Consider the following 24,348-nt stretch of genomic DNA (forward strand, 5'->3'; position numbering starts at 1 on the left):
TTATTACTATCTAAAACTTATGATTATTCTTCCATAATTTTATTCTGCAATTCAACGGATTCTTTATGAATGGAAACTAAAAGATGTTCTAAAAAATCTTCTGATAATCCCATTCTTTCTCCATTGCGAATGGCTAAGTTTTTTAACACATTCCATCGATCGGGTTGAAATATAGCCACATTATGTTCTTTTTTAAGATTTCCGATTTTTTTGGCTACATCCATTCTGGCTGCTAATAAACCTAACAATTGATTATCCAACTCATCTATTTCTCCTCTATATCGGTTTAATTTGGCTGAAAAATCATCCGAATTATCATTCTTTTTTCGTAAAGTAATATCTACCAAAATATCCTTCAAGGCTTCAGGCGTAATTTGTTGTTTGGCATCACTCCAAGCTTCATCCGGATTATTATGGACTTCAACCATTAATCCGTTATATTCTAAGTTAAAAGCTTGTTGAGCAACTTCTGCAATTAAATCTCGTCTTCCTGTTATATGTGACGGATCTCCTAAAATAGGAATATTGGGAAATCGGTCTTTAAGTTCTAAGGCTATCTGCCATTGAGGGTTATTTCTATATTTTGATTTATTGTGTGAAGAAAAACCTCTATGAATAACCCCTAAATTTTTAATTCCTTGAGCAGCCAATCTTTCCAATGCCCCGATCCATAAATCTAAATCAGGATTAACAGGATTTTTAACTAAAACAATTTTATCTGTATCTCGTAAAGATTCTGCTATTTCTTGTATGGTAAAAGGGTTTACAGTTGAACGAGCTCCGATCCAAAGGTAATCCACATCAAATTCCAAAGCTAATTTAGCATGAGAAGCATTCGCTACTTCCGTAGCTATAGGCATATTAAATTCATCTTTTACCCTTTTAAGCCAATTAAGACCTATAGCCCCTACCCCTTCAAAGCTTCCGGGTTTAGTACGAGGTTTCCAAATACCGGCACGAAACACCTGCATATAATTCCGATCCATTCGCTCAGCTATTTCCATAACTTGCTTTTCACTTTCTGCACTGCACGGCCCTGCTATTACTAACGGCTTTTCGAATTGTTTAATCCAATTCTGGTCTAAATCTTGTAAACTCATAAATATGTTTTCTAAAAGTATGTAAATCTAAAATTTTTTTATTAAATGTCATAAAGTATTTTGCATTTTAAATGAATTTTTTATGTTTATATGAGAAGTGTTTTAGTAAAAACTGCAAAAGAGAATGAAATAAAATAATTTGCTTCTTCGTTTTTCTACCATACGAAATATAAGTTGTACATAATTCATGTTTGATAAGTTTACATGATTGCTAATAAATTTTATTAATTGTAGTTTGCTTCTCAAAAAAATTAGAATTTGTAATTGTATTTTTGTTAACTATTTAAAAAATTATGAAAGAAATTATAATTAGTATTTTTTTCAATATAGTTGTTTCAATCCTATTAAAACTATATAATAAGAAATCCAAAGGGGTTTCTTTAGTCATTACGTACAATTATTTATTTTCAGCAATTTTTTGCTATATACTTTTCAAACCCGATCTACCTTCTTTAAATTATTCATCGGCTCCGTGGTTCATTTATTTTCTGATGAGTATTTTAATGCCCGTAGTTTTTTTATTGATTGCAGAATCTATTAAATATACGGGAATTGCACGAACGGACATAGCGCAAAGAATGTCTTTACTATTAACAGTGAGTGCTTCTTTTTTATTTTTTAATGAGTCTATCAATTCTCTTAAAATCTTGGGATTATTGATTGGATTTATCTCAATACTCTTTATATTTTACGCTAAAAAAGGAGATCAAACTTTTCCTTATACTAAATTGTATCTCCTTATTCTTATATTTTTCGGATTAGGGATTATTAACATCTTATATAAATTAATAGCGGTAAATCAAAATTTTTCGTTTACAACTTCCACCTTTTTTATTTTCATTGGTTCTTTTATAGTTGGTTGTATTATTACTTTCGCACAAAAAATACGGTTTACTTTTAAAGAAATTTTATGGGGAATTGCTTTAGGTATTTTTAATTTCGGAAATGTATATTTTTATTTAAAAGCGCATCAAACTTTTAAAGATAATCCATCTCTTGTTTTTGCTTCGATGAATTTAGGAGTAATTGTATTGGGCAGCCTAGTTGGAATATTAGTTTTTAAGGAAAAAATGAATAAACTCAATTATTTGGGATTGGTACTTGCGCTTGCAGCCATTACAATAATTTATTTATCCACTTAACTTGAAAATTTTTCGAAAACTCCCAGTCCGAATAAGGCAAAATCATATTTCACGGGATCATCGGCATCCAGCATTTTTAAGTTTTTCATGAGAAGGCAAACTGATTTCCAATCATTTTGAGTTCTGGACAACAAATTTAAAAATCTTGCTACATTTCCGGAATGCACATCCAGTGGACAAACCAATTGGGATGGAGAAATGGAATTCCATAATCCAAAATCAACTTTATTAGGGTCGTTTCGTACCATCCATCGAAGAAACATATTAATTCTCTTAGCTGATGAATTTTTGGCCGGACTGCTTATATGTTTTTGGGTTCGCTGTAAATGTTCTATTTCGAAAAATCTTTCTCTAAATCGTTCTATTACTAAGAAAGTGTCTTCTTCTTCTTTTTCTGCAGAAAAAACTTTTTCAAGTCCTCCGTGATTTTTATAAATATTTTGCAGAGATTTGATAAAAAACACTAAATCGTGTGAATTAAAAGTTCTGTGTATACTTCCTTCAATCTTTTTTAAATCTTGAAAAGAATGATTTAAGATAAAATCATGGGGTGCATGGTCTAAAAAATGCATTATTTTTTCTGCATTTTTAATTATAGACTTCCTGTTTCCCCAAGCTATAATTGCTGTCAGAAAACCTGAAATTTCAATATCTTCTTTTTTACTAAATCGATGAGGAATTTGAATGGGATCTGTTTCAATAAAATTGAGAGTATTGTATTGTTCTACCTTTTCATCTAAAAAGGGCTTCAATTTCAGAATTTTTTCCACGTGTATTATTTACCCAATAATCTAAATTAGCTAAAAGGAGCGATTTGAATCTCTAACCCATTTAGATCATTGGTAATTGGAATTTGACATCCTAAGCGACTATTTTCTTTTACATGAAATGCTTCTGAAAGCATAGCCTCTTCCTCATCTCCTTTTTCCGGTAAAGGAATATTGTTACTTAAAATATAGATTTGGCATGATGCACACATCGCCATACCTCCACAAATTCCAATCGTTCCTTCAGGTACTAATTCATAAGCTCGTATTAATTCCATGATATTCATGGACATATCCGTCGGCGCTGAAACCGCATGTTTATTTCCTTCCCTATCGGTGATATTGATGGTTACTTCTGACATATAATTTGTTAAAATTATTGAATTGATTTAACAACCGGTTTTTCTGCTTCTTTTACTGTTCCGTCAAATCCTTGTACACCTCCAACGGTAGTATATTTTAAAACGTATTTTCTGTCGGGATATATTTTATTGTAAATACTTTGACACATCAAGGTGGCCTCATGAAAACCGCAAAGAATTAATTTTAATTTTCCCGGATATATATTGATATCTCCAATGGCATAAATCCCCTCAATATTGGTTTGGTAATCCAACGCATTATTTACCTTGATAGCATTTTTTTCAATTTCCAATCCCCAATCGGCAATAGGTCCTAATTTAGGAATAAGTCCAAATAAAGGAATAAAATAATCCACTTCTTTATCAAAGGTTTGCCCTTCCTTTTCAATAACTAAGGATTCTACCTTACCGTTCCCCTTGATTCCTACAATTTCGGCAGGAGTGATTAAATTTACTTTTCCTTGATTTTTTAATGATTGAACTTTCTCAACGGAATCCAAAGCGCCTCTAAATTCATTTCTACGATGTACCAATGTTACTTCTTTAGCGATATCTGCTAAAACAATGGTCCAATCCAACGCCGAATCTCCTCCTCCTGCAATTACTATTTTTTTATCCTTATATTTTTCGGGATCTTTTACAAAGTATTCAACCCCTTTTTCTTCATAATCGGCAATATTATCTATCAAAGGTTTTCTAGGTTCAAAACTCCCTAATCCGGCAGCAATCGCCACAGCTTTAGCATGATGCCGGGTACCTTTATCTGTAGTAACAATAAAAGTTCCGTCTGCTTGTTTATCAATGGTTTTAGCTGTTTCATTGAGAGTAAACCCGGGTTGAAATTGCTTGATTTGCTCGCGTAAATTTTTAACTAATTCACCTGCCTGAATGGAAGGATATCCCGGAATATCAAAGATCGGTTTTTTAGGATAGAGTTCTGTTAATTGCCCTCCAATGTTTGGAAGCGCATCAATAATATGACATCTTAATTTTAATAATCCCGCTTCAAATACAGCAAAAAGTCCTGTAGGACCTGCTCCTATTATCAAAATATCTGTTTCAATCATAATTTTTTCTAAATATTTTTATATAGTAACAATGTATAAAAGGTTTATTTAAAATCTATTTTTCTTAAGGAAAATAAGTTCTTATTTTTTATCTTCTTAATGATAAAACATTTTTAAATAATGCTGAAACTTATAGATAACTTATTTCCAAATAAATATTAAATTACTTTTAATTGAGGCTTATGTTCTATTTTATCTTCCAAAAACAATTTCCCTCTTAAAATACTTTTAATTAAATCCACAAATTTCTCTGCAAAAGTCGTTCTAATTTGATTGGTAGAATAAATTAATGATATTTCCCTGGAGGGTGAAGATGAAAAATATCTGATATTTTTCTTTTCTTCTTCCGATAAATTTTCTGATTCTAATAAAGGTAAAATGGTAAATCCGAACCCTTCATTAACTAAGTTAATCAGTGTAGTAAAACTTCCTCCTTCTAATTTTATATTAGAATTAATGGCTTCTCTATGCTTGCAAAGATCCAACACAACATCCCGAAAGCAATGGCCTTCTTCCAACATTAAAAGATAATTGAAGTCTAATTTATCAACATCTAAAACTGTTTCTTTATACATTTTAGCATCTTGCGGAGAAACGTAAGCTACTAATGGCTCTTTATAAATAGGCTTTTCAATAATTTGATTGTCATGTAAAGGTGTACTTGCAATTCCAAAATCCAAATAGCCTTCTTTAATGCCTTTTAAAATGTCCTCAGTTTTCATTTCTTTAATAACCAAGTCGGATTCCGGGTATTTACTCCTGAAAGTTTTATAGAAAAGTGGCACTAAGGTGGGGGTTATTGTTGGTATAATACCAATGACAACCGTTCCGTTCATACTTTTTTTATCTTCTTCTACAATTTGTGATAATTTATTAGCTTCTGATAAAATTATTTTGGCCTGTTCTACAATTTTCTTTCCTATAGGAGTTATTTTTATAGGATTGGTTGTTCTGTCGAAAAGCTCAACTCGTAACGTTTTTTCAAGCTTTTGTATCTGCATACTCAAAGTAGGCTGACTTACGAAAGCTTTTTCTGCTGCTATCGTAAAATTTTTATATTCGGCAACAGTTAATACATATTGCAGTTGAATTAAGGTTATCATTTAAGATAATGTTTAATTATTCTTTGCAATTTAACAAGATTATTCGAAATATTCACAAATTAATGCAGGTATTGTAACCTTTTACAAGTAATTTTCGTATATATAAGTAAGTAAGTATAATTTGTAGGTGAGTAAACAGTTCATCTACTTTTGTTTAAGATAAAAAGAGTTACTATTAAATGAGACAATTAAAGATTACTAAGCAGGTAACGAACAGAGAAACAGCCTCTCTTGACAAGTATTTACAAGAAATTGGAAAAGTGGATCTAATTACTGCTGATGAAGAAGTTGATTTGGCACAGCGTATTAAAGCGGGTGACAGGGTGGCTTTGGAAAAATTAACTAAAGCAAACCTTAGGTTTGTTGTTTCTGTGGCTAAACAATACCAAAATCAAGGACTTAGTTTACCTGACTTAATTAATGAAGGAAATCTAGGATTAATTAAAGCGGCTAAACGCTTTGATGAAACCCGAGGTTTCAAATTCATTTCTTATGCTGTTTGGTGGATTCGTCAATCCATACTTCAAGCATTAGCAGAGCAATCCAGAATTGTACGTCTGCCCTTAAACAAAATCGGTTCTATTAATAAGATTAATAAAGCATATGCCCATCTTGAACAAGAACATGAAAGGGCTCCCTCTGCTGCCGAATTAAGTGAGGTATTGGATATGAGTGAGGACGATATTAAAGAATCCATGAAAAATTCAGGTCGTCACTTATCTATGGATGCGCCTTTAGTGGAAGGGGAAGATTCTAATTTATACGACGTTTTACGTTCGGGTGAATCTCCAAGTCCTGATAAAGAATTGATGTTGGAATCTCTTCAGATTGAAATTGAAAGATCTCTTTCTACCTTAACTCAAAGAGAAGCCGATTTAATCCGTTTATATTTCGGTTTAAGCGGTCAACATCCGATGACCTTAGAAGAAATTGGTGAAACTTTTGACCTTACTCGTGAAAGGGTTAGACAAATAAAAGAAAAAGCTATTCGCCGATTAAAACATACCAGTAGAAGTAAAATTTTAAAATCTTATTTAGGAAAATAATTTTTTATTTACCTGATACTAAAGTACAAAGGCTATTTATTGTATAAATAGCCTTTATTTTTTGTATTTAAAATTTGCAGTAATAAATTAAATAACTATATTTGCAAACGCAAAGCAGCAGCGGTCCCATAGCTCAGTTGGTTAGAGCATCTGACTCATAATCAGAGGGTCCTTGGTTCGAGCCCAAGTGGGACCACATTAAAATTAAAATCCTTACAAAATTGTAAGGATTTTTTTGTTTTATTATTCATTGATTAGTTTTTTATCTAAGGCGTTTCAATTATTCTATTTTTATTCACCTAAAAAATTTAAATGTTTTTAGATGAAATATTATAAAATATCAAGTAATTCTGAAATTCCTTTTTCGTCTTTATCTATTTCTAATTCTAATTTATCAATATAGTTCCAAATATTATTATAGAAATTATATGCATCATCTATAATTTCATTTTTTTTTATAAAGTCAATAACTTGATGATCCATATGGTTGAAATTTTCGAATCTAATGTGATATACTCCAATTTTCTTATTACTAATTGAATCTTTATACTTTATGAATAAATAGTTATTGAACTCTTCATTTAATATTTTGATTGTTTTTGGTTCTATTAATTCAAATCTTTCAATTGAATTCAAAAATATATCATCATATTTTGTAATTGAAAAATGGATAAATCCAGTTTTGATTATTTTATATTTATCATAAAAAAATGTAAATTCAATACCAATATTATCACAAATTATATTGAATATTTCAATTTTATCATTTATATTTTCAGGAAAAGCTAATTTTAACTGAGGTATTAAAAAAAATTTCAAAAAATTAATTTTATCTAATTCATAACATAATTTATAAAAGTTTTTATTACCTCCACTACTAAAATCAAAAAATTTTGAGAACCTTTCTGTATATATTTTAATTTTTTGATCATTATTAAGAGATTTTATTAAAGATGCTGCAAAATATTCTTGCAAAGATCTATGAGGAAAAGTATATTCTATTCCATCTTGTATTAAAATTGAAACAGATGTGGTTAGATCGTACAGAACATTATCAAAATCAATATTTATACTCAGTTTAGTACTAATTTTTTTTAATAAATTACTTAAATATTCTTCATCAAAATTATATTTTCCTTCAAATAAAGAAACATAAGAAAACCACCTTAAAATTGTTTCTAATTCATCATTTTTTAAACCGGACTTTCGTTCATGTTGCCATCCCCCTGCTTTAGTAAAAGAATCATGCTTACTACACAACGTATCAAAAACATTCCAATAAAATTTACTTTTTTGTTTAGGGAGTTCCGGATAATTATTAAATGTGAAAATAAACATTGACAATAAAAGGGGACTAGATAAATAATCTCTATACTCATCATTTTCATGTTTATTAATTTCATACATAATTTTTCTTTCTAACTCATGATTTTCTTGTAATCTTAGTTGCATTTTTATAAATTCATGTATTTCAAATTCTTCTAAAGATTGTACTTCAAAATTATCAAATCTTGATAAAGATTCCGCATTGCCCCCCGATCTTGAGGTTACGATAAATACATTTTTATAATATTTATCTACAAAATTTTCAATATCTGTAGTAATTTTGTTTTTAATTTCTGAATAAATTTCATCATAACCATCTAATAAAAAAATGAAATTACCTTCTTTTAAAATTCTTTCTGTAATTTTATCATTAGGTGATATTTTATTTTGTGTTATAATTTTAGTAACATATTCTTCAATTGTTTCTTTACAATCATTTAGATTTCTCAATTCTATAATAATCGGTATATGTTTACAATTTTCTGCTGATGATAGAAAAATATGTTTTGTTAACATACTTTTACCACTTCCAGCATTACCTATTATTGTTAAATATTGATATTTTTTAAATATTTCATCAAAATCATTTTCCTTAAGATATTGTTCATAATTTCGAATTTTTATCGGATAATAAATATCATAAAAATTAACTTTTTCATCTCTGTAAATAAATGTTTTAATTGATGAATATTTTTCATAAAAATTATTTATATAATCAATAAGTCCATTTTTATATATAAAAAGATATTCATCTTTTATATTGTTACCTAAATTTAATAATTGATCTTTAAAAGTCTCAATTAATTTTGCTCCAACAGAAAAATCCATAAAAAGTTAATTTTAATTAGTTAAAATTTTATTTAGAATAAAATTAAAAAAACAATCCCGGATAAAATTATTTTTTTTACTAAATTTTATAAAATTTTATATTTTTTTAATAAAGTTAAATTTTTTATTTACAATAGATAAACTTCATACATCAAAATATATATAATTTTATACACACTATTATCTTAGACCTAATAGACATATAAATACTTATATAATATATTTTAAAACATAAACTTTATCATATTTGATATTATTATTAAAAATAAATAACTAATTTGCAGATAAATTAATAAATCATAATTCATTTAATATGTCTTCATTTTTAGCAAAATTAACTCTCGACGGTGAAACATATACCGTTTTAAAGTGTGATTACGACTTTAAAAAACCAACAGATTCTACTACTAAACCTTCAGGAGAAGTAACCGGAGGTAAAATTAAATTAACCATTGAAAGCCGTGGTAACACCGGACTTTTAGAATGGATAATAGCTCCTGATAAAGAAAAAGATGGTACAATTACTTTTTTTCGTAGAGATGCCATAAGTAAATTAATGGAAGTAAAATTCCAAAAAGCGTATTGTATAAAATTTAAGGAAAAATTTAATGCTGATGATAATCAGCCCATGCGTATCACTTTTACGTTGGTAGCCCGTTCCCTTGCATTTAATCACTTGGAATATCAAAACGATTGGACAATGTAAATTTTTATTTTATATAATATTATAGTTAATTACTAAAACCATAAATTAATGACGACTTATCATCGAAGCGGATACGGAGAATCTAACTCTACTTTTGCCTTAGTTACTATAAACGGTACAGAAATATCCAAAAAGCATGGTATTACCATTCATATACATCAATCGATGCTGGAGCATACAACTTTTGAGCTACATTGCCCCAGTGAAGCTTTTAGCGATAAAATTACTTATCCCCTTAAAAATTCTATCAAACTTTTAGGAAAAGAGATAACCATACAATTTCGAAGAAAAGGTGCAAATGAGAGTCTTTTTTCAGGATTTATAACCCATGTAAATTATCGAAAAAATAATAAATATCCTTTTATCGTTATAAGCGGAAAATCCTACAGTGCACTTCTTGACAGTCAAAAAGCTTGTCGTACGTATCATAATAAAACACTTAAAGACATTTTACAGGAGGCTTTCAAAGAATATACCGGCTCCAAAGTAGATTTTATTTGCCAACCCAATAAAACGGAAATAATCCCTTATACCATCAGTTACAACGAAACCCTTTATGAATTTATTCAAAGGCTGGCTAAACGTTACGGAGAATATTTATTCTGGAATGGATCACAACTTGTTTTTGGTCGTGGCAATCAAAAAAAGATTGAATTGAAAGAAGGAAGAGATTATTTGGAATACAATATAGAAGTAGGAGTTGCTCCTCAACATTTAATATATGAAAATTACAATCCTCAAACTGCAGAAGTACAATCCGAGCAAAGCAAATCGGCTAGTTCTCATGTAAATCTCTTACAGGAAAAAGCCGTAAATGAGGCACATAGAGTTTATACGAAAATACCTACATCGGTATATTATGATACTCTATCGGAAGAACAAAGTCTAATCCAGGAACAAAAACTGACAGCACATCAAAAATCATTGGAAAATCTGGTACTGGTGACCGCCAATACTACCCATGCCCAACTACGTTTGGGAGATATAGCCAAAATGTTAGCACATATTCCTGAATATGGGAAACAAATAAATTCGGGTACCCCTATAGAAAGTTATTTAATTACTCAAATAGACCATATTTATACTGCCAAAGGATATAAAAATCAATTTACAGGTATCCCTATAGAACAGCAAGTTGCTCCCTATTGGGACATTCAAGCTTATCCGCAGGCGGAAGATCAGAGTGCGGTGGTGGTAGACAACAATGATCCTTTGAAACAAAACCGTATAAAAGTTCGTTTTTATTGGCAAAAATACAATAATGAAACAACCCCTTGGATCCGCTTATTACAAGGACATGGGGGGAATGAACAAGGATTTCATGTAATCCCTGAAATTGGACATGAAGTACAAATATCATTTCGAGGCAATAATGCCGAAATGCCTATTGTTACAGGATCTCTATATAACGGAAAGCAAATGAGCGGGGTACATACTCCCAAAAACTATTTAAAAGTTTTTAAAACCCGATCAGGAAATACCATAAAAGTAGATGACACAGATGATAAAGAGAGAATACAAATATTTGATAAAGAAAATAATATATTTGAGATTGATACTGCTACTAACTCAATCAATGTTTCGGCCAATTCCACAATAAATTTAGTGGCAACCGATATCAATATTTTAGCAAAACGAGCTATTAACTTCAGCGCAGGAGCAACGATTACCGGGGAATCCGGTGTGACTACTACTTTGTTTTCTGCCGGAACATCTGTGCTATCCTCTGCCAAAGATACCCAATTTATTGCAGGAAAGTGCCTTTCAGCAAAAGGTGGGAAAAATCTTGATCTATTTTCCGGTAATAGTTCATCCATGAAACTAAATGCACAAGGAAATGCTCATATACAGGCAAAAAAGAAAGTGCAAATGATGTCAGATAATAATATAGAAATTAACGGTAAAAAGAAAACTATGATGACAAGTAAAGAAGCTTTTGTAGAAGGTAAAAGCAAAGCTGTGATCAAAGGTTCAAAAATAAAAGAAAATTAAAATCATTACAATTATGGGAAAAAATGATGAATTTGTTGTAGACGGAGCAACTATAAAATGCTCTATGGGGGATGTATCAGCTAAACTAAATGTAACTTCAAATAATACCGTATTTATAAAAAACAAATGTGCAGCCACAAAATATGATTGTACGAATGCCAATTTGATACCCCCGGTTGCAACATTTGGTACTTGTAAACCTTATAAAGCCGTTCCTCCTCCGGGGTGTCTCTGCACATTTGTACCAAACGGACCATGGAAAGGTACGTATTCCAAAAAAACGATAAAAGGTAAGGAAGTTATAGTAGGAAGCTCCTTTCTTATTTGTCCAAGAGCATTCGGAAAAATAACTATAAAAAAAACAGGTCAATAGTATGTCAAATAAAGAAAAAGAACCATTAAAATGTCCTAAGTGTGGTCATAGTTTAGATGATGATAATCATAAACGTGATATAATACCTCCAGGAGTTTTTAAAGGAAATGGGGTGGATTTAGGAAATCATATTATAAAAAGAACAAATGGAAAAAATAAATTTTATGGGGGTAAATTTGAAAATCATCCCTTCTATTATCCAGATCCTTCAAAAAAAAAATCTAAAAAAAACCGTAATGGTATGGAGGCTCATCATTTAATTACAACTGATTCATTAAGTAAAAATGAAAGATATCAAGGTTTAGTTTATATGCTAGGTTACAATATTAATCATCGAAATAATGGAGTTTTACTACCTTCGATAATGGAAGTTGCCTGTACTTTTGGGGTACCTTTACATAAAGGTGGTCATGAAGCTACATTTATTATTAGTAGAGAAAAAAATCCTAATGATAAAATCGATGAAAAATTAATTAAAAAAGAAATAATACCTCTTTTTCCTGTCTTTAATCCAGAAGATGAATTAGTTAAATTAAATTATGAAAAACATGTAAAAGATTTAGTAAATAAAGTTTGTGAAAAATATATGATAAAATTAGTATGTGGTGAAAATGAAGATAATAAACCTAAAGTAGAAAATAATTTTATAGAAACATCCAAGAAATTTATCATTACTATGGATAGATTTAGCATGTTTATTTTTAGAAAAGTAAGGGATTTTAAATGGACTATAACCTCAGACGGTTTTAGTTATTCAAAGGGAAATATTGGTTGTTGTGGATTTGATCGTTTGCCTAAAAAAAAAGAATTTTTAAAAAAAAGATTAAAGAGCGTGCAGAGTTTTGAAGAGTCTTCTACTAAAAAATTTTGGGGTATACTTTATTCTTCAGAAAAAGCATGTAATTATTTGGAAAAAGCTGATTTTACTTGTACTGCTGGTACAATCATGAAAAATCATTATCGGAATCACACTACCTATAATTTTTACAAAGAAAAAGAAAAAATTGAAAAATTTCAAGGATTCAAATAAGATAAAAAATAAAATATGAAAGATTTTGAATATTATTTTATGAAAAGTAAAGAAGATCAAGCATACCCAATGATTGATCTCTTAGATCAAAGTAAAGAAATTATAGAGGCTCAATTGGGTAATCCTTTGCCTCGTCGTCCTATATTAGCCGATTATTTAACAGGCGCTAAAGATTTTGTTACTAAAAAAATAGCAGATGTAATGTTGGCTATGAATATGGAAGGTGTACGTATCGTTCCTATAGAATTGTCAGACCAAAAAGGTGGCTATATTGAAGATTATTACTGCATATACGTTGATGATAATACTTACGAAGCCTTAGATAAAGAGAAATCAGATTACGAATACGATGAAGAATGCGATATGTACTATATAAATGAATATGTCTTAGATAGAGAAGTTTTAAAAAAAATACCGTTAAATAAACGTCTGGGATGGAGATTATTAGAAGACCCAGGAATTTATTTATATCATAAATCGGTAATTGATGAGATCAAAAAACTAAATCCAACCGGTGTTGAATTTATAAATATTGAAGAATATGAGGGAATGTTTAATTAAAGTATAATAAATTTATGATAATTTATGAACTGAGTATTGATGGAAATAATGCAACCCAATTAGAATTTCCTTTACAAGAGGAGCAAGACAAATTCTTGCTCCTTGCCGAAGAAAAAATAACAAATTTCCTATCTGTAAAAGAAGAATGGGAAGAATTTATGGTTTTAAAAAAAGAACCTAAAATTGATATGGATTTTTATGATATCATGGATATAGGTGTCTATATTGTTAACCAACGTGTTTATGAACTCCTTTTACCATTATTAGATGAAACGGTGGAAATTTTAAAACTACGTAGTGACGACAGCGATTATTATGTACTTAATATCATTCATACTACCGATTGCTTGGATAAAGAAAATTCAGAATACACTGCCCTACCCGGCGGTCAGATTATGGAATATGATGTTCTCTGTATATATCCTCAAAAAATAACTTGTCCCATATTTCGAATCCCTGAATTACCCTATACGGTATTAATAACCGAACAAATAATTGAATTATTCTATTTGAATCAGTTAAAAGGATTGCATTTAACTGATGCCGAATATGTAACCAGTGATATTTAATTATTAAAAAATGAGTATCGAATCCCCCGTATATAATACCTTAGCCCTCACTATTAAAAAAGCTATTCCTACTTTAGAAAAAGACGGTAAAATATTTGCCCATCAGATTATTGCCATATCCGAATCGGGAAAGTCTTATATTATTAAAGAACGACGCGGCATACCTATTCAAAACTACATTGGAAAAAAAGTACACTGCGTCATTGAAATACTTGATGCCGAATTTTATACGCCAACCAATAAAAAAGAAAGGGAAGCTTTACCATCCAACACAATGAAAGGTATTTATTTATGGAAAGAAACCGGATATAAATTTATTCCGGAATTAGTTAAATTAGTTGATGGAGATCCAAATGAAATCGATCATGATTATGATGAAAATGAATATGATAAACAAGCCCCCGCCTATTTTGAAGAATGGGGTGAATATGGTCTAGGGTTAGATATCTATCAAACAAAGCCTATGTTAAAAATAGGAAATGGCGTTTGTTTTCTAAATGAATATTGTCAAGAAGAAATGATTGATGAGTGGAAATATGGACAAGAAGTATTTTTTTCACCTAAAGAAATGCTCCTTAGAGGTATACACACCGGCGAAGTAAAGATCGATTCAAATAAAATTGATAAAGAAGTCAGCAAATCTTATAATGAAAAAAATGACTATAAAATTTATGAAGGAAAAAAATATACTAAGGAAGAATGGATAATAAAAGAAAAAGAAATTTGGAAAGAATATGCTAAAAAAAACAATATTTACCTTGATGATTCAAATGAAAAAGAAAATAATAAACCATCCGGCTCTTTTTTATTTGATTAATATAAGGTTTTACACACTCTGAAAAATTCAACTTAAATTAAACAGGGAACTATTTTTTTTATAATTATTGTTGCCTAATTGGATTCAACATTATTAGATAATAAATTCAAAGCATGATAAAAAAGTTTATTTTACATAATTGAGATGGATAAAATTGATGATCAAATTCAAATAGTAGGAAGATTTATACATACCTGAAAACACTAATCAATAAGAAAAAAAATCAAATTAAACACTATTTTTAGATATTAATTAAATTTAATAATTATTAAAATAATAAAATGGATTTTGATACAAAGTAATAATCATAATTTAAATAGTTAAAATGATTAAAATTTATATACTATATGAAAATGAGTTTAAATTTTTTTATATTTTAATTAAATGAAATTTACATTTCACATCCATACATTTGCTTTATATATTTTAGCGCGATTAAGCCTAATTTACTCTTCTTCATAACCAGTCGTTAAATTTTTATTTTATAAAATAACATGGGTTAAAAATAATTTTAAATTTTTATTTTTATTTTTGACATAAAATAATTAATTATATATATTTATAATTTATTAAATATACTTATTTATATTTTATATATATATTTAATTTTAACTAAGTTCGCTGCAATACTTACTATTATTTTTAACTACTATGAATTATAAATTAAGGAATACTCTGACTTATTATGTACATAAAGTAGATTTACGAATATTTTTAGTTTTTTCAACATGTATTATAATTGGTCTCTTACTTTTATACTATAAATATTCTAAGCAAAAGGAATGTAATCAAATTAATTTTGAAATTATAGCTGAAAACAGTCAAGTTGGGGAATCTATTAAATTTAAAGATCTTACCCCCGGTGCCAAAAATTGGGTTTGGGATTTTGGAGATTATACTGAGAAAAAAAAGGATCAATATCCCGTGCATACCTATGAGAATCCCGGAACTTACATTGTGACCTTACACGTTAATGGCACTTGTAAATTGCAAAAAACAATTGAGATTAATCCCGGTGATAGGATCACAGATTCCTTAAAAATTCCTAAAATTGTTGTTCCAAGTGTAGTTAGAGTAGATGAACCCCTCGATATCTATTATGAATATATTGGAGAAGCTTTTTCTTGGGAATGGTCATTTGGAGAATCAGGACAAATGGACTCTACACAGGAATATCCTGTATACAGTTATAGCTTACCCGGAAAAAAAAGATTGACCTTGGTGATCAACGGGGATATGACACATATTGCAAGTAAAGATATTATCGTGATACCTAAAAAATTAACCGCCGAAATGTATAAAACGTACAAAGAAAATTTTAAAAATAAAAATAAGATTGTTTATACATTACCTCCGGGTAAAATTCAAAAAGATCCATTTGAGGAGTTTTTAGAATCCATTCCCTTTCAACCCATGGATAGTTCTTCTAAAAAGAGCAAAACTAAAACAGAAAATACTTCAGCTCCCTCAATTTCTGAAAATCAATTCGAATTATTATTACTGGATGTTTCAAAACAGACGAAAACCATGGAAGACTTTGGAAAATATACGTGTAATAATTATGAATTTCCGGTAATTCATAATAATGAAATAATTACATTTTCAGAGTTTTGTAAAAAAATTAAAAATAAAAAAATTAAAATTAAATCACTACGACTCGTAAAAAATAAAAAGAATTGTATAGAATCTATAATAATAAGATGCAAAATCAAAAAAACTCGAAAGTAGATTAAAAATCTACTTTCGAGTTTTAATTTATTTAACTGTCAATCATTTCCAATTTTTGCTCGATACGACTGTCTCTTTCACGATTCCAACTTACCCATCGGTTAGCCGCTTCATTCAAAGAACAAACCGTAGAATGTTGTCTTCTAATTATAATCAAAAAGTTCGAACATAGAATTTTTAAAACTTTCGATTAGAGAAGATTGATATTCAACTCAATCATAATTAAATAATTCAGTAATTGCAGCCGGTTGTCTTCTAAATAATTTTTTTTAGTTATATTAAAATCTTTAAAATCTGATTGTTCCTATTGTTTAATATATTTTATTTGGGTAAATCTATCTTCTTTCTTGTTTAGTATGATGGAAATTTTATCAGAATTTCGATGACTCATTTTTTTGTTAATTAGTTAAATTGTTTCTTAAAATAACGTTCAAATTAGCTGCATAGTACTTTTTAAAGACTAGTTTTTTCAACATTTAATCCTCTTAAGGACCAATAAATACAGCAGGATGAGAAACAAGGGTTTTAGCTTGAGCGGAATTCCAACTTTGTAAGATTCGGGCATTCCAAAAAATATTTGCTAACGGCAGCGGCTCCGGCGTGGGAATCGCTCCTTTGATAGTATTATCCGGCAAACGAATAACGTTGATCGCATCAGGTACATCAAAATTTAGATGGATTCTTGTATCAAAATCAATATGTGTATATGCCCAAGGAAACTTAGAATTAACCGATTGTGAAAATAATTGTTTTTTTATAGTTGCCGTTTTTCCTCCGTTTGAAATTGGATATACCCCATCGGCATATCTCGGATTTAAATTAATTCTGTCTAAGGTCCATTCCGGATAATGGCATATTTGTTTTTGATCATGCTCTTCAATAATCGGTCGGGTCATCCGTTTGTTTACATCCCATATTCCCATTCCACCTTTTTTCCTTTGAACCCAAGTATACATTTCGGTGGTACCTGCTTCTTTAACCACAAATTCTGCCGAAAAATCTTTTACAGGCAAACCCAAAGCGTTTTCTGTATAAACATTTTGTATAGTTCGTAATTCAATTAAATTATTACTAACCTCCACAAAATGAACTATACTTTCTTCATTTACCTTTGAGGGGTGTGAAAAAGATAAAACTTTAAAATAAATTTTCATGGTTGAAAATTCGTGTAACGGCTGTCTGGCTAAATCTCTCCACCACTCTAACGGCATTTTGTAAGAAGCCTTACCCGAAGCATCTAAAGTCAAAGGGTTTTCTTCATGAGAATAGCTGCTGAACGTTTTCACCGAAATCCTTTCCACAGGTAATTTATTTTTATCCCAACTGTCGGATATTCCTACCGTACTTGTTAATAAAGAAGGATCAACCTTTGCCACCTGAATATCAATTGATTCCCCGGGTGCTCCGTCGGTAATTTCAAATTCCAGATTGGGAAATCTTGGGCCGAATAAAGTTCCGTCCTTTTTCAACACTACTGTATATTGATCTTGAAGGGCTTTTATTTTTATTTTCTTTTTGGGAATCGGTATGGGGGCTCCTTCCATGTTGAGTTCAGGTTTATTGATTTGACCGCTGTCGATAATTTTTATATCTACTCCGCCATAATGGCAAGGAATCGTGCTTTTGAGCAATAAAGGCGGCCGATCTTGGATTTTCATACTTCCTGTGTTTTTCCAATCTCCCGTTATCATGGATACGTGACAAGGAAAAGAATGGTTCGGGCTTTTTTTACAGTTTCCCCGAAAAACAAGACTCAAGGAACTTTTCTCTTCTATGGTTGCTGTTTTCTTTTCTTGTGTAGTGGGTGTATCTAAATTTACTTTAAGTATTCCTTTGGGATTGGTACATAGCGGACATTCCAGCTCTGCTCCGTCAATAACGATTAATTCATCCCATATTTTCTGCCTTTCTTTTTCTCTTTCTGCATTATCTGATTCGAGTATCCGGGCATTTTCTTCTTCCATTCGGCTAATTTCATTCCATTGCTTATCCTCGGAAGTAGCTGTTTTTCCCATAATCGGAAGTTTTTCAAACTCCTTGTCCCAAGCTTTTTTACTACTTCGAGACGCATCTTGTGGTGTGGGAAAATGGTTTGCTTTATTGTTCGAAAAGAGTTTTTTTAACCAATCCATACTATTCTGTATTTTTTAAGTTGATTTTCATAAATTATATCCAAATATCCCTCATGCAATAGCCCCGAAGAATAGAGATAGCTGCCTTCATATAGAGTCGTGTTTGTCTCTTTTGTCTGCCATGGTTTTCCTTTTACGTGGAAGCATTTTTTTATGTCTCCTTCCCTTTCTTTCACTTCATTCCATTCTTCCGCAAAAACTTTATTCCAATGTGGATGTTTTACTTTTCTTGGATACTTCGTATCATTTTCATTTTTTAAATTTCCGATACGGCTTCCGTTAAAAAACATTCCATACATTTCATAACTTAACAAGTAGCCGATCATTCTTGATTCATCCTGAAGTAAACGGCTTAAAAAATCAAAGTACAATTCAATAGAAGAGCCACTATGATAAGCTTCCAATTTTCTCCGCTCTGTGTTCCAACGTTCCTGTATTTTTTTTAGATTTTTAAGCTTAACGGCTTCTCCTTTCTCATTAACACAAATACGTATATCGTTAAAAAGATAGGAGATTTCCCGAAGCAAATTATATTGGGGTATGGCTTTTTCCAACTTTAATTCCGTGCGAAAACACAGAATTTGAAAGTGAAAGTGTTCACGGGTTTTTCCGGTAAATAAGACTCCGACATTTCTGGTCCAAAGTTTTTCCTTACCTTTTCCATGATTCATTTGATCCATAAAACTTGTAGTGAGTCGGTAGTAGTACGTTTTTCCCGGCTGCATTTTTATTTCAATTGGTGTCAACGGTTCCATCGGCATTATAATATTCTCTTTTTCTGCTTTTATTGGGCGTATTGCCCAATTCTCCCCAATGGGAAGACCAATGCAAGTAGTAGTTTCTTATTTTCTTTAGCAATCGATCGGAATCGGTGACATATATTTCTTCTAATTCTTTTTCGATTGGTTGGTGGTTAGTTTCTGTTTTTTCTTCTGTTGGTATCTTCTTGTCTGCTTGATTCAAGTAATTATCCTTGATTTCTTTTGTTGGAGTGGCTTGGTTGAGTTTTTTTTCTTCTTTTTCGCTTTTCAATACCCAGTCTTCATTCCATTTCATGGTATAAAGCTGTAGATACTCTTTGGCCTGTTCCAGGATCTTGTTTCCCGAAAGACTGTATTTCTCCATTTCGCCGGGCATATAATACTTCCCCATATAGGGTTCTGATTCTTCACGCATCAGGTGTAGAAAGATATAGCTGTATTCTTTCCTTAGGTTCCGTTCGCCTTTTAAGCTGTAATGGCTGTGCTTGGTTACCATTTTGGGTTCTATTTTTAATTGTTCCGGAGTGTACCATCCGCCTTGGATCAGTTCTGCTCGATAGTCTATAAGCTTTTCCAATTCATATTTTGGCCTTTTTTCGATTAACAGGTTTTCGCTGCCGGTTTCGGTATAGTTGGAATAGCTGCCTCCTATATCACTGTGAACTCCCGGGAAATTGCGTTCTATGCGATTAGTCCCCGGCTTAATGCGGGTAAGTGGAAAATATTCCCGATGCTCGTCCAACGAGGTAAAATGAACGATTTTTTGTGGTCTTCCTAATTCATCTAAATGTAATTTATGTATTTTACTTTTGAAATTCGGTAAAAGCAAGGCATCCGGATCGTAAGAAACTACTGTATCATAGATTCCTAAAAAACGTAAATGAATAAAGGTATTGTCGATCAGCTCATGACTAAATCCCATTTTTAATAAGGCTGTTCCTAAATTACCCATTTGGGGCAGTTTTCCATTCTTTACCCAGGCTTCCGGCACTTCTTTTCCTTCATGATCATAATATTTACCGTTTTTTACTTTCGCTAAATATGCTAATTTTTGAATATTGTAAGCAAAATAGCGTGCGGCGGCAGCTCCTCGGCTAAAGCCAAAGACATCTACGGATATTTGTACGGAAATGATATCATCTGATTTCTTTACAGAATCTTTTGCTTTTTTAATTTTTTCAGCTAAAGAATCACAACCATTAGTCACCTTTCCCAGTATTCCAGTTTCTCCTCTTCCGTAAGCATACCCTTGAAGTTTATCCTCCTTTTTGTCTTGGGTACCAATTCCTTCTATATAAATAGTATAATCTCTCTTACAACTTAATGATTTTCTGCCTACATTGGTAAAATCATTTAAATAACTGGTACTTTCTTTATCTATTCGTTTTCTGCTTAAAAATTTTTTTTTCCGGGCATTTTGCTCGAATATTTTAATTTCTTCCTCGGTGGGATTTCCATACCCGTCTATCCCTCGCACCTTTTTCCATATTCGGGTATTTTCTCGGTTATTAAGTGTTCCGTCAAAAAATAATCCATAGGTTAGTTGAAGCTCTCCCGGTTCAGATCGGGCCTCTCCGCTGTTAAATACAAAGGTTTTTCCCATTATATATCAACTTCACTTTCATACAATCCGATGCTTTTTCCGTTTCCCTCCAACCATACCGAGGCATCATCTCCTGTCCGAATGATTCGTATGGTTAATTGTATTGATTCTTCCGTATTTCCCTGAGTTAGTTCTTCAAAAGCCTTAAATATCTGGGCTTCATTAAAAGTTATTGCTCCTGATTTTAGTCTGTTTTCTTTTGTTATCCAACTAAAGGTTATCATTTTTGGTATACTTCTTTTTCTTGGCGTATTCCATTTCAACTCTTCCGGTATTTTAAATCTTTCTATTTGATAATCTCCAAATAAAATCTCCATTTCCCCATTATATGAAAAACATGTTATTCTATTAGACAACCCTTTATCTGGTATATCGAGCTTCATGCTCCAATTATATCTTTTCCTATAATTATCCCATTGTCCAAAAGGAATGGGTTTGCCTTTATTGGCATCTTGCACTTCTTGGGGGATAATCCCCGGATTTTTCATTATGGATTCTTGATATTCCGGCCGTAGCATGCTGTATTCCGGTTCGTCTTTTAATTTTTCTACTTGCTCTTTGGGTATTTCCGTTTTTACTCCCTGGTATCTGCCCACTTCTATTTGACGGCCTGTTCCCGCTACCCAAACTACGGCTACTCCTCCCGGGGCAAAACCTACGTTAATAGTACCATAATCCTCTCTAAATGGTTCTGGTCGTTCTTTAACCATGGATAATGTATAATAACCTCTCCTAAATAGTCCTACTATTTTTTCATAATCCAACTCAGCATCCACATGGTAAAAGGTCTTTTCGGCAAATGAAATCCAAATTACATTTAGTCGTTTAGGCAGCGGTTTTTTTCCATGACTCATACTCCTTCCTTCGCTACCCCATTCTGCATGATCTACCACTCCCGAATATAAACTTGTATAACCTCCATCGGTTAATTCAAGTCCCCCCATAAATACGTCTACCGGATAGCCTGAGGGACAGGAGACGGTTTCTTTCCATTTAAATTCTTCTTTCATAGTTTTTTTATTTTTATCCTGACAGCTTACCACTACGGAAAGCAGTTGTAGCAGTGCTATCAGATAATGATTTTTTATTTTTAGTTTCATTGTTAAATATTTATATAATTAATGGTTTCCCATTTTAAAATATTTTTACCTCACTTTTATACAACCCGATGCTTTTTCCGTTTCCTTCCAACCATACCGAGGCATCATCTCCGGTATGGGTGATTCGTATGGTTATTTGTAGAGGTATCCCTTCCGCCTTACCCTGTTTCAGCTCTTCAAATGCCTTAAATATTTGATCTTCTTTAAATTTGACATACCCTCCACAATTCTTTTTTACTTTTTCATTCCAGCGAAAGCTTATTAGTTTAGGTATGGCTTTCTCATCTTCATAATCCCAATGTAATTCTTTCGGGATATCATATTTTTTTATTTGATCGTCGCCAAATAAATTTATTTCTTCTCCGTTATAAAAATCATATGTCATCTCATCCAATTCTGCCTCTTTGGGTAGTTCATAATTTATTTTCCAATTATATTTTTTCCTGTATGTATCCCATAGCCCGTAAGGAATGGGTTTGTCTTTATTAGCATCTTGCACTTCTTGAGGGATGATCCCAGGATTTTTTATCACCGACTCTTGATATTCCGGACGAAGCATACTGTAAACCGGTTCGTCTTTTAGTTTTTCTACTTGCTCTTTGGGTATTTCAGTTTTAATTCCTTGATATCTGCCTATTTCTATTTGACGAGCTGCTCCTGCTACCCAAACCACTGCCATTCCTCCAGGGGCAAAGCCTACATTTATTGTCCAATAATTTTCTTTAAACGGTTCGGGGTTATCTTTATTTATAGAGGGGAGATAATATCCCTTTCTAAAAAGACTGGCTATTTTTTCATAATCTAGTTCCGCATCTACATGATAAAAGGTCTTTTCGACAAATGAGATCCAGATAACATTTAGTCGTTTGGGTAACGGCTTTACTCCACTACTCATACTTCTTCCTTCGCTACCCCATCCACCTAACCCTGGATGTAAGCCAGAAAATAAACTAGTGTATCCTCCATCAGTTAATTCTAATCCTCCCATAAATACGTCTACCGGATAACCTAAAGGACAGGAAACAGATTCTTTCCAATCAAATTCTTCTTTCATAGTTTTTTTATTTTTATCCTGACAGCTTACCACCACGGAAAGCAGTTGAAGCATGGCCACCAGGAAATAATTTTTTATTTTTAATATCATTGTTTAAAATATTTTTACCTCACTTTTATACAACCCGATGCTTTTTCCATTTCCTTCCAACCATACTGAGGCATCATCTCCGGTATGGGTGATTCGTATGGTTATTTGTAGAGGTACCCCTTCCGCCTTATCCTGTGTCATATCTTCAAATGCTTTAAATATTTGATCTTCATTAAATTTGATATATCCTCCACAGTTCTCTTTTACTTTTTCCTTCCAACGAAAGCTTATTTGTTTAGGTATGGCTTTTTCCTCTTCATAGTTCCAGTGCAATTCCTTTGGTATTTGATATCTTTTTATTTGATAGTCTCCAAATAAATTTGTTTCTTCTCCGTTATAGAATTCATACGTCATCTCATCCAATTCTGCCTCTTTGGGTAGTTCATAATTTATTTTCCAATTATATTTTTTCCTGTAAATATCCCATAACCCGTAAGGAATGGGTTTGTCTTTATTAGCATCTTGCACTTCTTGAGGGATGATCCCAGGATTTTTCATTATGGATTCTTGATATTCCGGCCGTAGCATGCTGTAGATCGGTTCGTCTTTTAATTTTTCTACTTGCTCTTTGGGTATTTCTGTTTTTACTCCCTGGTATCTGCCCACTTCTATTTGACGAGCTGCTCCTGCTACCCAAACCACTGCCATTCCTCCAGGGGCAAAGCCTACATTGATAGTCCAATAATTTTCTTTAAATGGTTCGGGTTTATCTTTATTTATAGAGGGGAGATAATACCCCTTTCTAAAAAGCGTGGCTATTTTTTCATAATCCAGTTCCGCATCTACATGATAAAAGGTCTTTTCGACAAATGAGATCCAGATAACATTTAATCGTTTGGGCAACGGCTTTTTTCCATGACTCATACTCCTTCCTAAACTTCCCCAACCTTTCCTACCTGTATGTAAGCCAGAAAAGAGGCTGGCATATCCTCCATCAGTTAATTCAAGTCCCCCCATAAATACGTCTACCGGATAACCTAAAGGACAGGAGACAGATTCCTTCCAATCAAATTCTTCTTTCATAGTTTTTTTATTTTTATCCTGACAGCTGTTGAATATAAATGAAAGCATGAGTAGGAATTTATATATTG

23 protein-coding genes and 1 tRNA gene are annotated in these 24,348 nt (G+C 31.6%); 11 read left to right on the forward strand and 13 right to left on the reverse strand.

Annotated features, from left to right (window positions below; all coding sequences use genetic code 11):
- Positions 1–23: 23 nt before the first annotated feature.
- Positions 24–1,100 (reverse strand): bifunctional 3-deoxy-7-phosphoheptulonate synthase/chorismate mutase type II, encoded by a 1,077-nt coding sequence (locus tag GFV01_RS05280; RefSeq protein ID WP_105297417.1) that lies wholly within the window; start codon positions 1,098–1,100, stop codon positions 24–26.
- Positions 1,101–1,393: 293 nt separating this feature from the next.
- Between GFV01_RS05280 and GFV01_RS05285 the strand changes: the two genes are divergently transcribed.
- Positions 1,394–2,242 (forward strand): DMT family transporter, encoded by an 849-nt coding sequence (locus tag GFV01_RS05285; protein WP_160565397.1) that lies wholly within the window; start codon positions 1,394–1,396, stop codon positions 2,240–2,242.
- On the opposite strand, the gene GFV01_RS05290 is transcribed toward GFV01_RS05285, so the two are convergent.
- The 4 genes from GFV01_RS05290 to GFV01_RS05305 all read right to left on the reverse strand — a co-directional run bounded on the left by GFV01_RS05290 (position 2,239) and on the right by GFV01_RS05305 (position 5,541).
- Positions 2,239–3,012, reverse strand: a complete 774-nt coding sequence (locus GFV01_RS05290; protein WP_370513729.1) for a TIGR02757 family protein — start codon at positions 3,010–3,012, stop codon at positions 2,239–2,241. The genes GFV01_RS05285 and GFV01_RS05290 overlap by 4 nt on opposite strands.
- Positions 3,013–3,038: 26 nt before the next feature.
- Complete coding sequence (locus GFV01_RS05295) at positions 3,039–3,371, reverse strand: 2Fe-2S iron-sulfur cluster-binding protein (protein ID WP_105297415.1); 333 nt, start codon at positions 3,369–3,371, stop codon at positions 3,039–3,041.
- Between the two features lie 14 nt (positions 3,372–3,385).
- Positions 3,386–4,438, reverse strand: a complete 1,053-nt coding sequence (locus GFV01_RS05300; RefSeq protein ID WP_160565399.1) for an NAD(P)/FAD-dependent oxidoreductase — start codon at positions 4,436–4,438, stop codon at positions 3,386–3,388.
- A gap of 158 nt (positions 4,439–4,596) precedes the next feature.
- A complete protein-coding gene (locus GFV01_RS05305) occupies positions 4,597–5,541 on the reverse strand; it encodes a LysR substrate-binding domain-containing protein (RefSeq protein ID WP_185149971.1) in 945 nt (314 codons plus the stop codon).
- A 179-nt stretch (positions 5,542–5,720) separates the two neighbouring features.
- Here GFV01_RS05305 and GFV01_RS05310 point away from each other — a divergent pair, with 179 nt between their 5' ends.
- Together GFV01_RS05310 and GFV01_RS05315 are read left to right on the forward strand one after the other, a co-directional pair.
- Positions 5,721–6,587, forward strand: a complete 867-nt coding sequence (locus GFV01_RS05310) for an RNA polymerase sigma factor RpoD/SigA (protein ID WP_055425808.1) — start codon at positions 5,721–5,723, stop codon at positions 6,585–6,587.
- A gap of 122 nt (positions 6,588–6,709) precedes the next feature.
- Positions 6,710–6,783, forward strand: a tRNA-Ile gene (locus tag GFV01_RS05315).
- Positions 6,784–6,917: 134 nt separating this feature from the next.
- Here GFV01_RS05315 and GFV01_RS05320 read toward each other — a convergent pair.
- Positions 6,918–8,741 carry an NACHT domain-containing NTPase gene (locus GFV01_RS05320; protein WP_160565401.1) on the reverse strand — a complete coding sequence of 608 codons (1,824 nt, stop codon included), beginning with the start codon at positions 8,739–8,741 and terminating at the stop codon, positions 6,918–6,920.
- A gap of 313 nt (positions 8,742–9,054) precedes the next feature.
- Between GFV01_RS05320 and tssD the strand changes: the two genes are divergently transcribed.
- The 8 genes from tssD (at position 9,055) to GFV01_RS05360 (ending at position 16,517) form a co-directional block, all read left to right on the forward strand.
- Positions 9,055–9,447, forward strand: a complete 393-nt coding sequence (gene tssD, locus GFV01_RS05325; protein ID WP_160565403.1) for a type VI secretion system tube protein TssD — start codon at positions 9,055–9,057, stop codon at positions 9,445–9,447.
- A gap of 48 nt (positions 9,448–9,495) precedes the next feature.
- Entirely contained in the window at positions 9,496–11,439 is a 1,944-nt protein-coding gene (locus GFV01_RS05330) for a type VI secretion system Vgr family protein (protein ID WP_160565405.1), read from the forward strand.
- Between the two features lie 13 nt (positions 11,440–11,452).
- Positions 11,453–11,812, forward strand: a complete 360-nt coding sequence (locus GFV01_RS05335; protein ID WP_160565407.1) for a DUF4280 domain-containing protein — start codon at positions 11,453–11,455, stop codon at positions 11,810–11,812.
- A 1-nt stretch (position 11,813) separates the two neighbouring features.
- Positions 11,814–12,842, forward strand: a complete 1,029-nt coding sequence (locus tag GFV01_RS05340; RefSeq protein WP_160565409.1) for an AHH domain-containing protein — start codon at positions 11,814–11,816, stop codon at positions 12,840–12,842.
- A gap of 15 nt (positions 12,843–12,857) precedes the next feature.
- A complete protein-coding gene (locus GFV01_RS05345; protein ID WP_160565410.1) occupies positions 12,858–13,403 on the forward strand; it encodes an imm11 family protein in 546 nt (181 codons plus the stop codon).
- A 14-nt stretch (positions 13,404–13,417) separates the two neighbouring features.
- Positions 13,418–13,972, forward strand: coding sequence for an imm11 family protein (locus tag GFV01_RS05350; RefSeq protein ID WP_160565412.1), 555 nt, complete (start codon positions 13,418–13,420; stop codon positions 13,970–13,972).
- A 10-nt stretch (positions 13,973–13,982) separates the two neighbouring features.
- Positions 13,983–14,789, forward strand: a complete 807-nt coding sequence (locus tag GFV01_RS05355) for a hypothetical protein (protein ID WP_160565414.1) — start codon at positions 13,983–13,985, stop codon at positions 14,787–14,789.
- Positions 14,790–15,440: 651 nt separating this feature from the next.
- Positions 15,441–16,517, forward strand: a complete 1,077-nt coding sequence (locus GFV01_RS05360) for a PKD domain-containing protein (RefSeq protein WP_160565416.1) — start codon at positions 15,441–15,443, stop codon at positions 16,515–16,517.
- A gap of 31 nt (positions 16,518–16,548) precedes the next feature.
- On the opposite strand, the gene GFV01_RS10170 is transcribed toward GFV01_RS05360, so the two are convergent.
- The 7 genes from GFV01_RS10170 to GFV01_RS05390 all read right to left on the reverse strand — a co-directional run bounded on the left by GFV01_RS10170 (position 16,549) and on the right by GFV01_RS05390 (position 24,328).
- Positions 16,549–16,674, reverse strand: coding sequence for a hypothetical protein (locus GFV01_RS10170; protein WP_255448945.1), 126 nt, complete (start codon positions 16,672–16,674; stop codon positions 16,549–16,551).
- Positions 16,675–17,002: 328 nt separating this feature from the next.
- Entirely contained in the window at positions 17,003–18,649 is a 1,647-nt protein-coding gene (locus tag GFV01_RS05365; protein ID WP_160565418.1) for a DUF4280 domain-containing protein, read from the reverse strand.
- Entirely contained in the window at positions 18,637–19,404 is a 768-nt protein-coding gene (locus tag GFV01_RS05370) for a hypothetical protein (RefSeq protein WP_160565420.1), read from the reverse strand. The genes GFV01_RS05365 and GFV01_RS05370 overlap by 13 nt, the downstream gene beginning before the upstream one ends.
- On the reverse strand, positions 19,382–21,013 hold the full coding sequence (locus GFV01_RS05375; RefSeq protein ID WP_160565421.1) for a phospholipase effector Tle1 domain-containing protein: 1,632 nt from the start codon (positions 21,011–21,013) through the stop codon (positions 19,382–19,384). The genes GFV01_RS05370 and GFV01_RS05375 overlap by 23 nt, the downstream gene beginning before the upstream one ends.
- The gene (locus GFV01_RS05380; protein WP_160565423.1) at positions 21,013–22,113 is read right to left on the reverse strand and encodes a DUF2931 family protein; all 1,101 of its coding nucleotides are present in this window, start codon (positions 22,111–22,113) and stop codon (positions 21,013–21,015) included. Before GFV01_RS05380 ends, GFV01_RS05375 begins: the two co-directional genes overlap by 1 nt.
- Positions 22,114–22,147: 34 nt before the next feature.
- Positions 22,148–23,257, reverse strand: a complete 1,110-nt coding sequence (locus GFV01_RS05385; RefSeq protein ID WP_160565425.1) for a DUF2931 family protein — start codon at positions 23,255–23,257, stop codon at positions 22,148–22,150.
- Positions 23,258–23,260: 3 nt separating this feature from the next.
- Positions 23,261–24,328, reverse strand: coding sequence for a DUF2931 family protein (locus GFV01_RS05390; RefSeq protein WP_160565427.1), 1,068 nt, complete (start codon positions 24,326–24,328; stop codon positions 23,261–23,263).
- Between the last annotated feature and the right edge of the window lie 20 nt (positions 24,329–24,348).

The organism is Apibacter sp. B2912 (genome assembly GCF_009827835.1).
In the GTDB taxonomy this organism is placed as follows: domain Bacteria; phylum Bacteroidota; class Bacteroidia; order Flavobacteriales; family Weeksellaceae; genus Apibacter.

Coding starts and splice junctions, on each gene's coding strand:
- tssD (WP_160565403.1), top strand. CDS start 9,055: ATGTCTTCATTTTTAGCAAAATTAACTCTCGACGGTGAAACATATACC.
- GFV01_RS05380 (WP_160565423.1), bottom strand. CDS start 22,113: ATGAAACTAAAAATAAAAAATCATTATCTGATAGCACTGCTACAACTG.
- GFV01_RS05330 (WP_160565405.1), top strand. CDS start 9,496: ATGACGACTTATCATCGAAGCGGATACGGAGAATCTAACTCTACTTTT.
- GFV01_RS05285 (WP_160565397.1), top strand. CDS start 1,394: ATGAAAGAAATTATAATTAGTATTTTTTTCAATATAGTTGTTTCAATC.
- GFV01_RS05335 (WP_160565407.1), top strand. CDS start 11,453: ATGGGAAAAAATGATGAATTTGTTGTAGACGGAGCAACTATAAAATGC.
- GFV01_RS05350 (WP_160565412.1), top strand. CDS start 13,418: ATGATAATTTATGAACTGAGTATTGATGGAAATAATGCAACCCAATTA.
- GFV01_RS05310 (WP_055425808.1), top strand. CDS start 5,721: ATGAGACAATTAAAGATTACTAAGCAGGTAACGAACAGAGAAACAGCC.
- GFV01_RS05320 (WP_160565401.1), bottom strand. CDS start 8,741: ATGGATTTTTCTGTTGGAGCAAAATTAATTGAGACTTTTAAAGATCAA.
- GFV01_RS05340 (WP_160565409.1), top strand. CDS start 11,814: ATGTCAAATAAAGAAAAAGAACCATTAAAATGTCCTAAGTGTGGTCAT.
- GFV01_RS05295 (WP_105297415.1), bottom strand. CDS start 3,371: ATGTCAGAAGTAACCATCAATATCACCGATAGGGAAGGAAATAAACAT.
- GFV01_RS05355 (WP_160565414.1), top strand. CDS start 13,983: ATGAGTATCGAATCCCCCGTATATAATACCTTAGCCCTCACTATTAAA.
- GFV01_RS05390 (WP_160565427.1), bottom strand. CDS start 24,328: ATGCTTTCATTTATATTCAACAGCTGTCAGGATAAAAATAAAAAAACT.
- GFV01_RS05360 (WP_160565416.1), top strand. CDS start 15,441: ATGAATTATAAATTAAGGAATACTCTGACTTATTATGTACATAAAGTA.
- GFV01_RS05345 (WP_160565410.1), top strand. CDS start 12,858: ATGAAAGATTTTGAATATTATTTTATGAAAAGTAAAGAAGATCAAGCA.
- GFV01_RS05375 (WP_160565421.1), bottom strand. CDS start 21,013: ATGGGAAAAACCTTTGTATTTAACAGCGGAGAGGCCCGATCTGAACCG.
- GFV01_RS05365 (WP_160565418.1), bottom strand. CDS start 18,649: ATGGATTGGTTAAAAAAACTCTTTTCGAACAATAAAGCAAACCATTTT.
- GFV01_RS05370 (WP_160565420.1), bottom strand. CDS start 19,404: ATGGAACCGTTGACACCAATTGAAATAAAAATGCAGCCGGGAAAAACG.
- GFV01_RS05300 (WP_160565399.1), bottom strand. CDS start 4,438: ATGATTGAAACAGATATTTTGATAATAGGAGCAGGTCCTACAGGACTT.
- GFV01_RS05305 (WP_185149971.1), bottom strand. CDS start 5,541: ATGATAACCTTAATTCAACTGCAATATGTATTAACTGTTGCCGAATAT.
- GFV01_RS05385 (WP_160565425.1), bottom strand. CDS start 23,257: ATGATATTAAAAATAAAAAATTATTTCCTGGTGGCCATGCTTCAACTG.
- GFV01_RS05280 (WP_105297417.1), bottom strand. CDS start 1,100: ATGAGTTTACAAGATTTAGACCAGAATTGGATTAAACAATTCGAAAAG.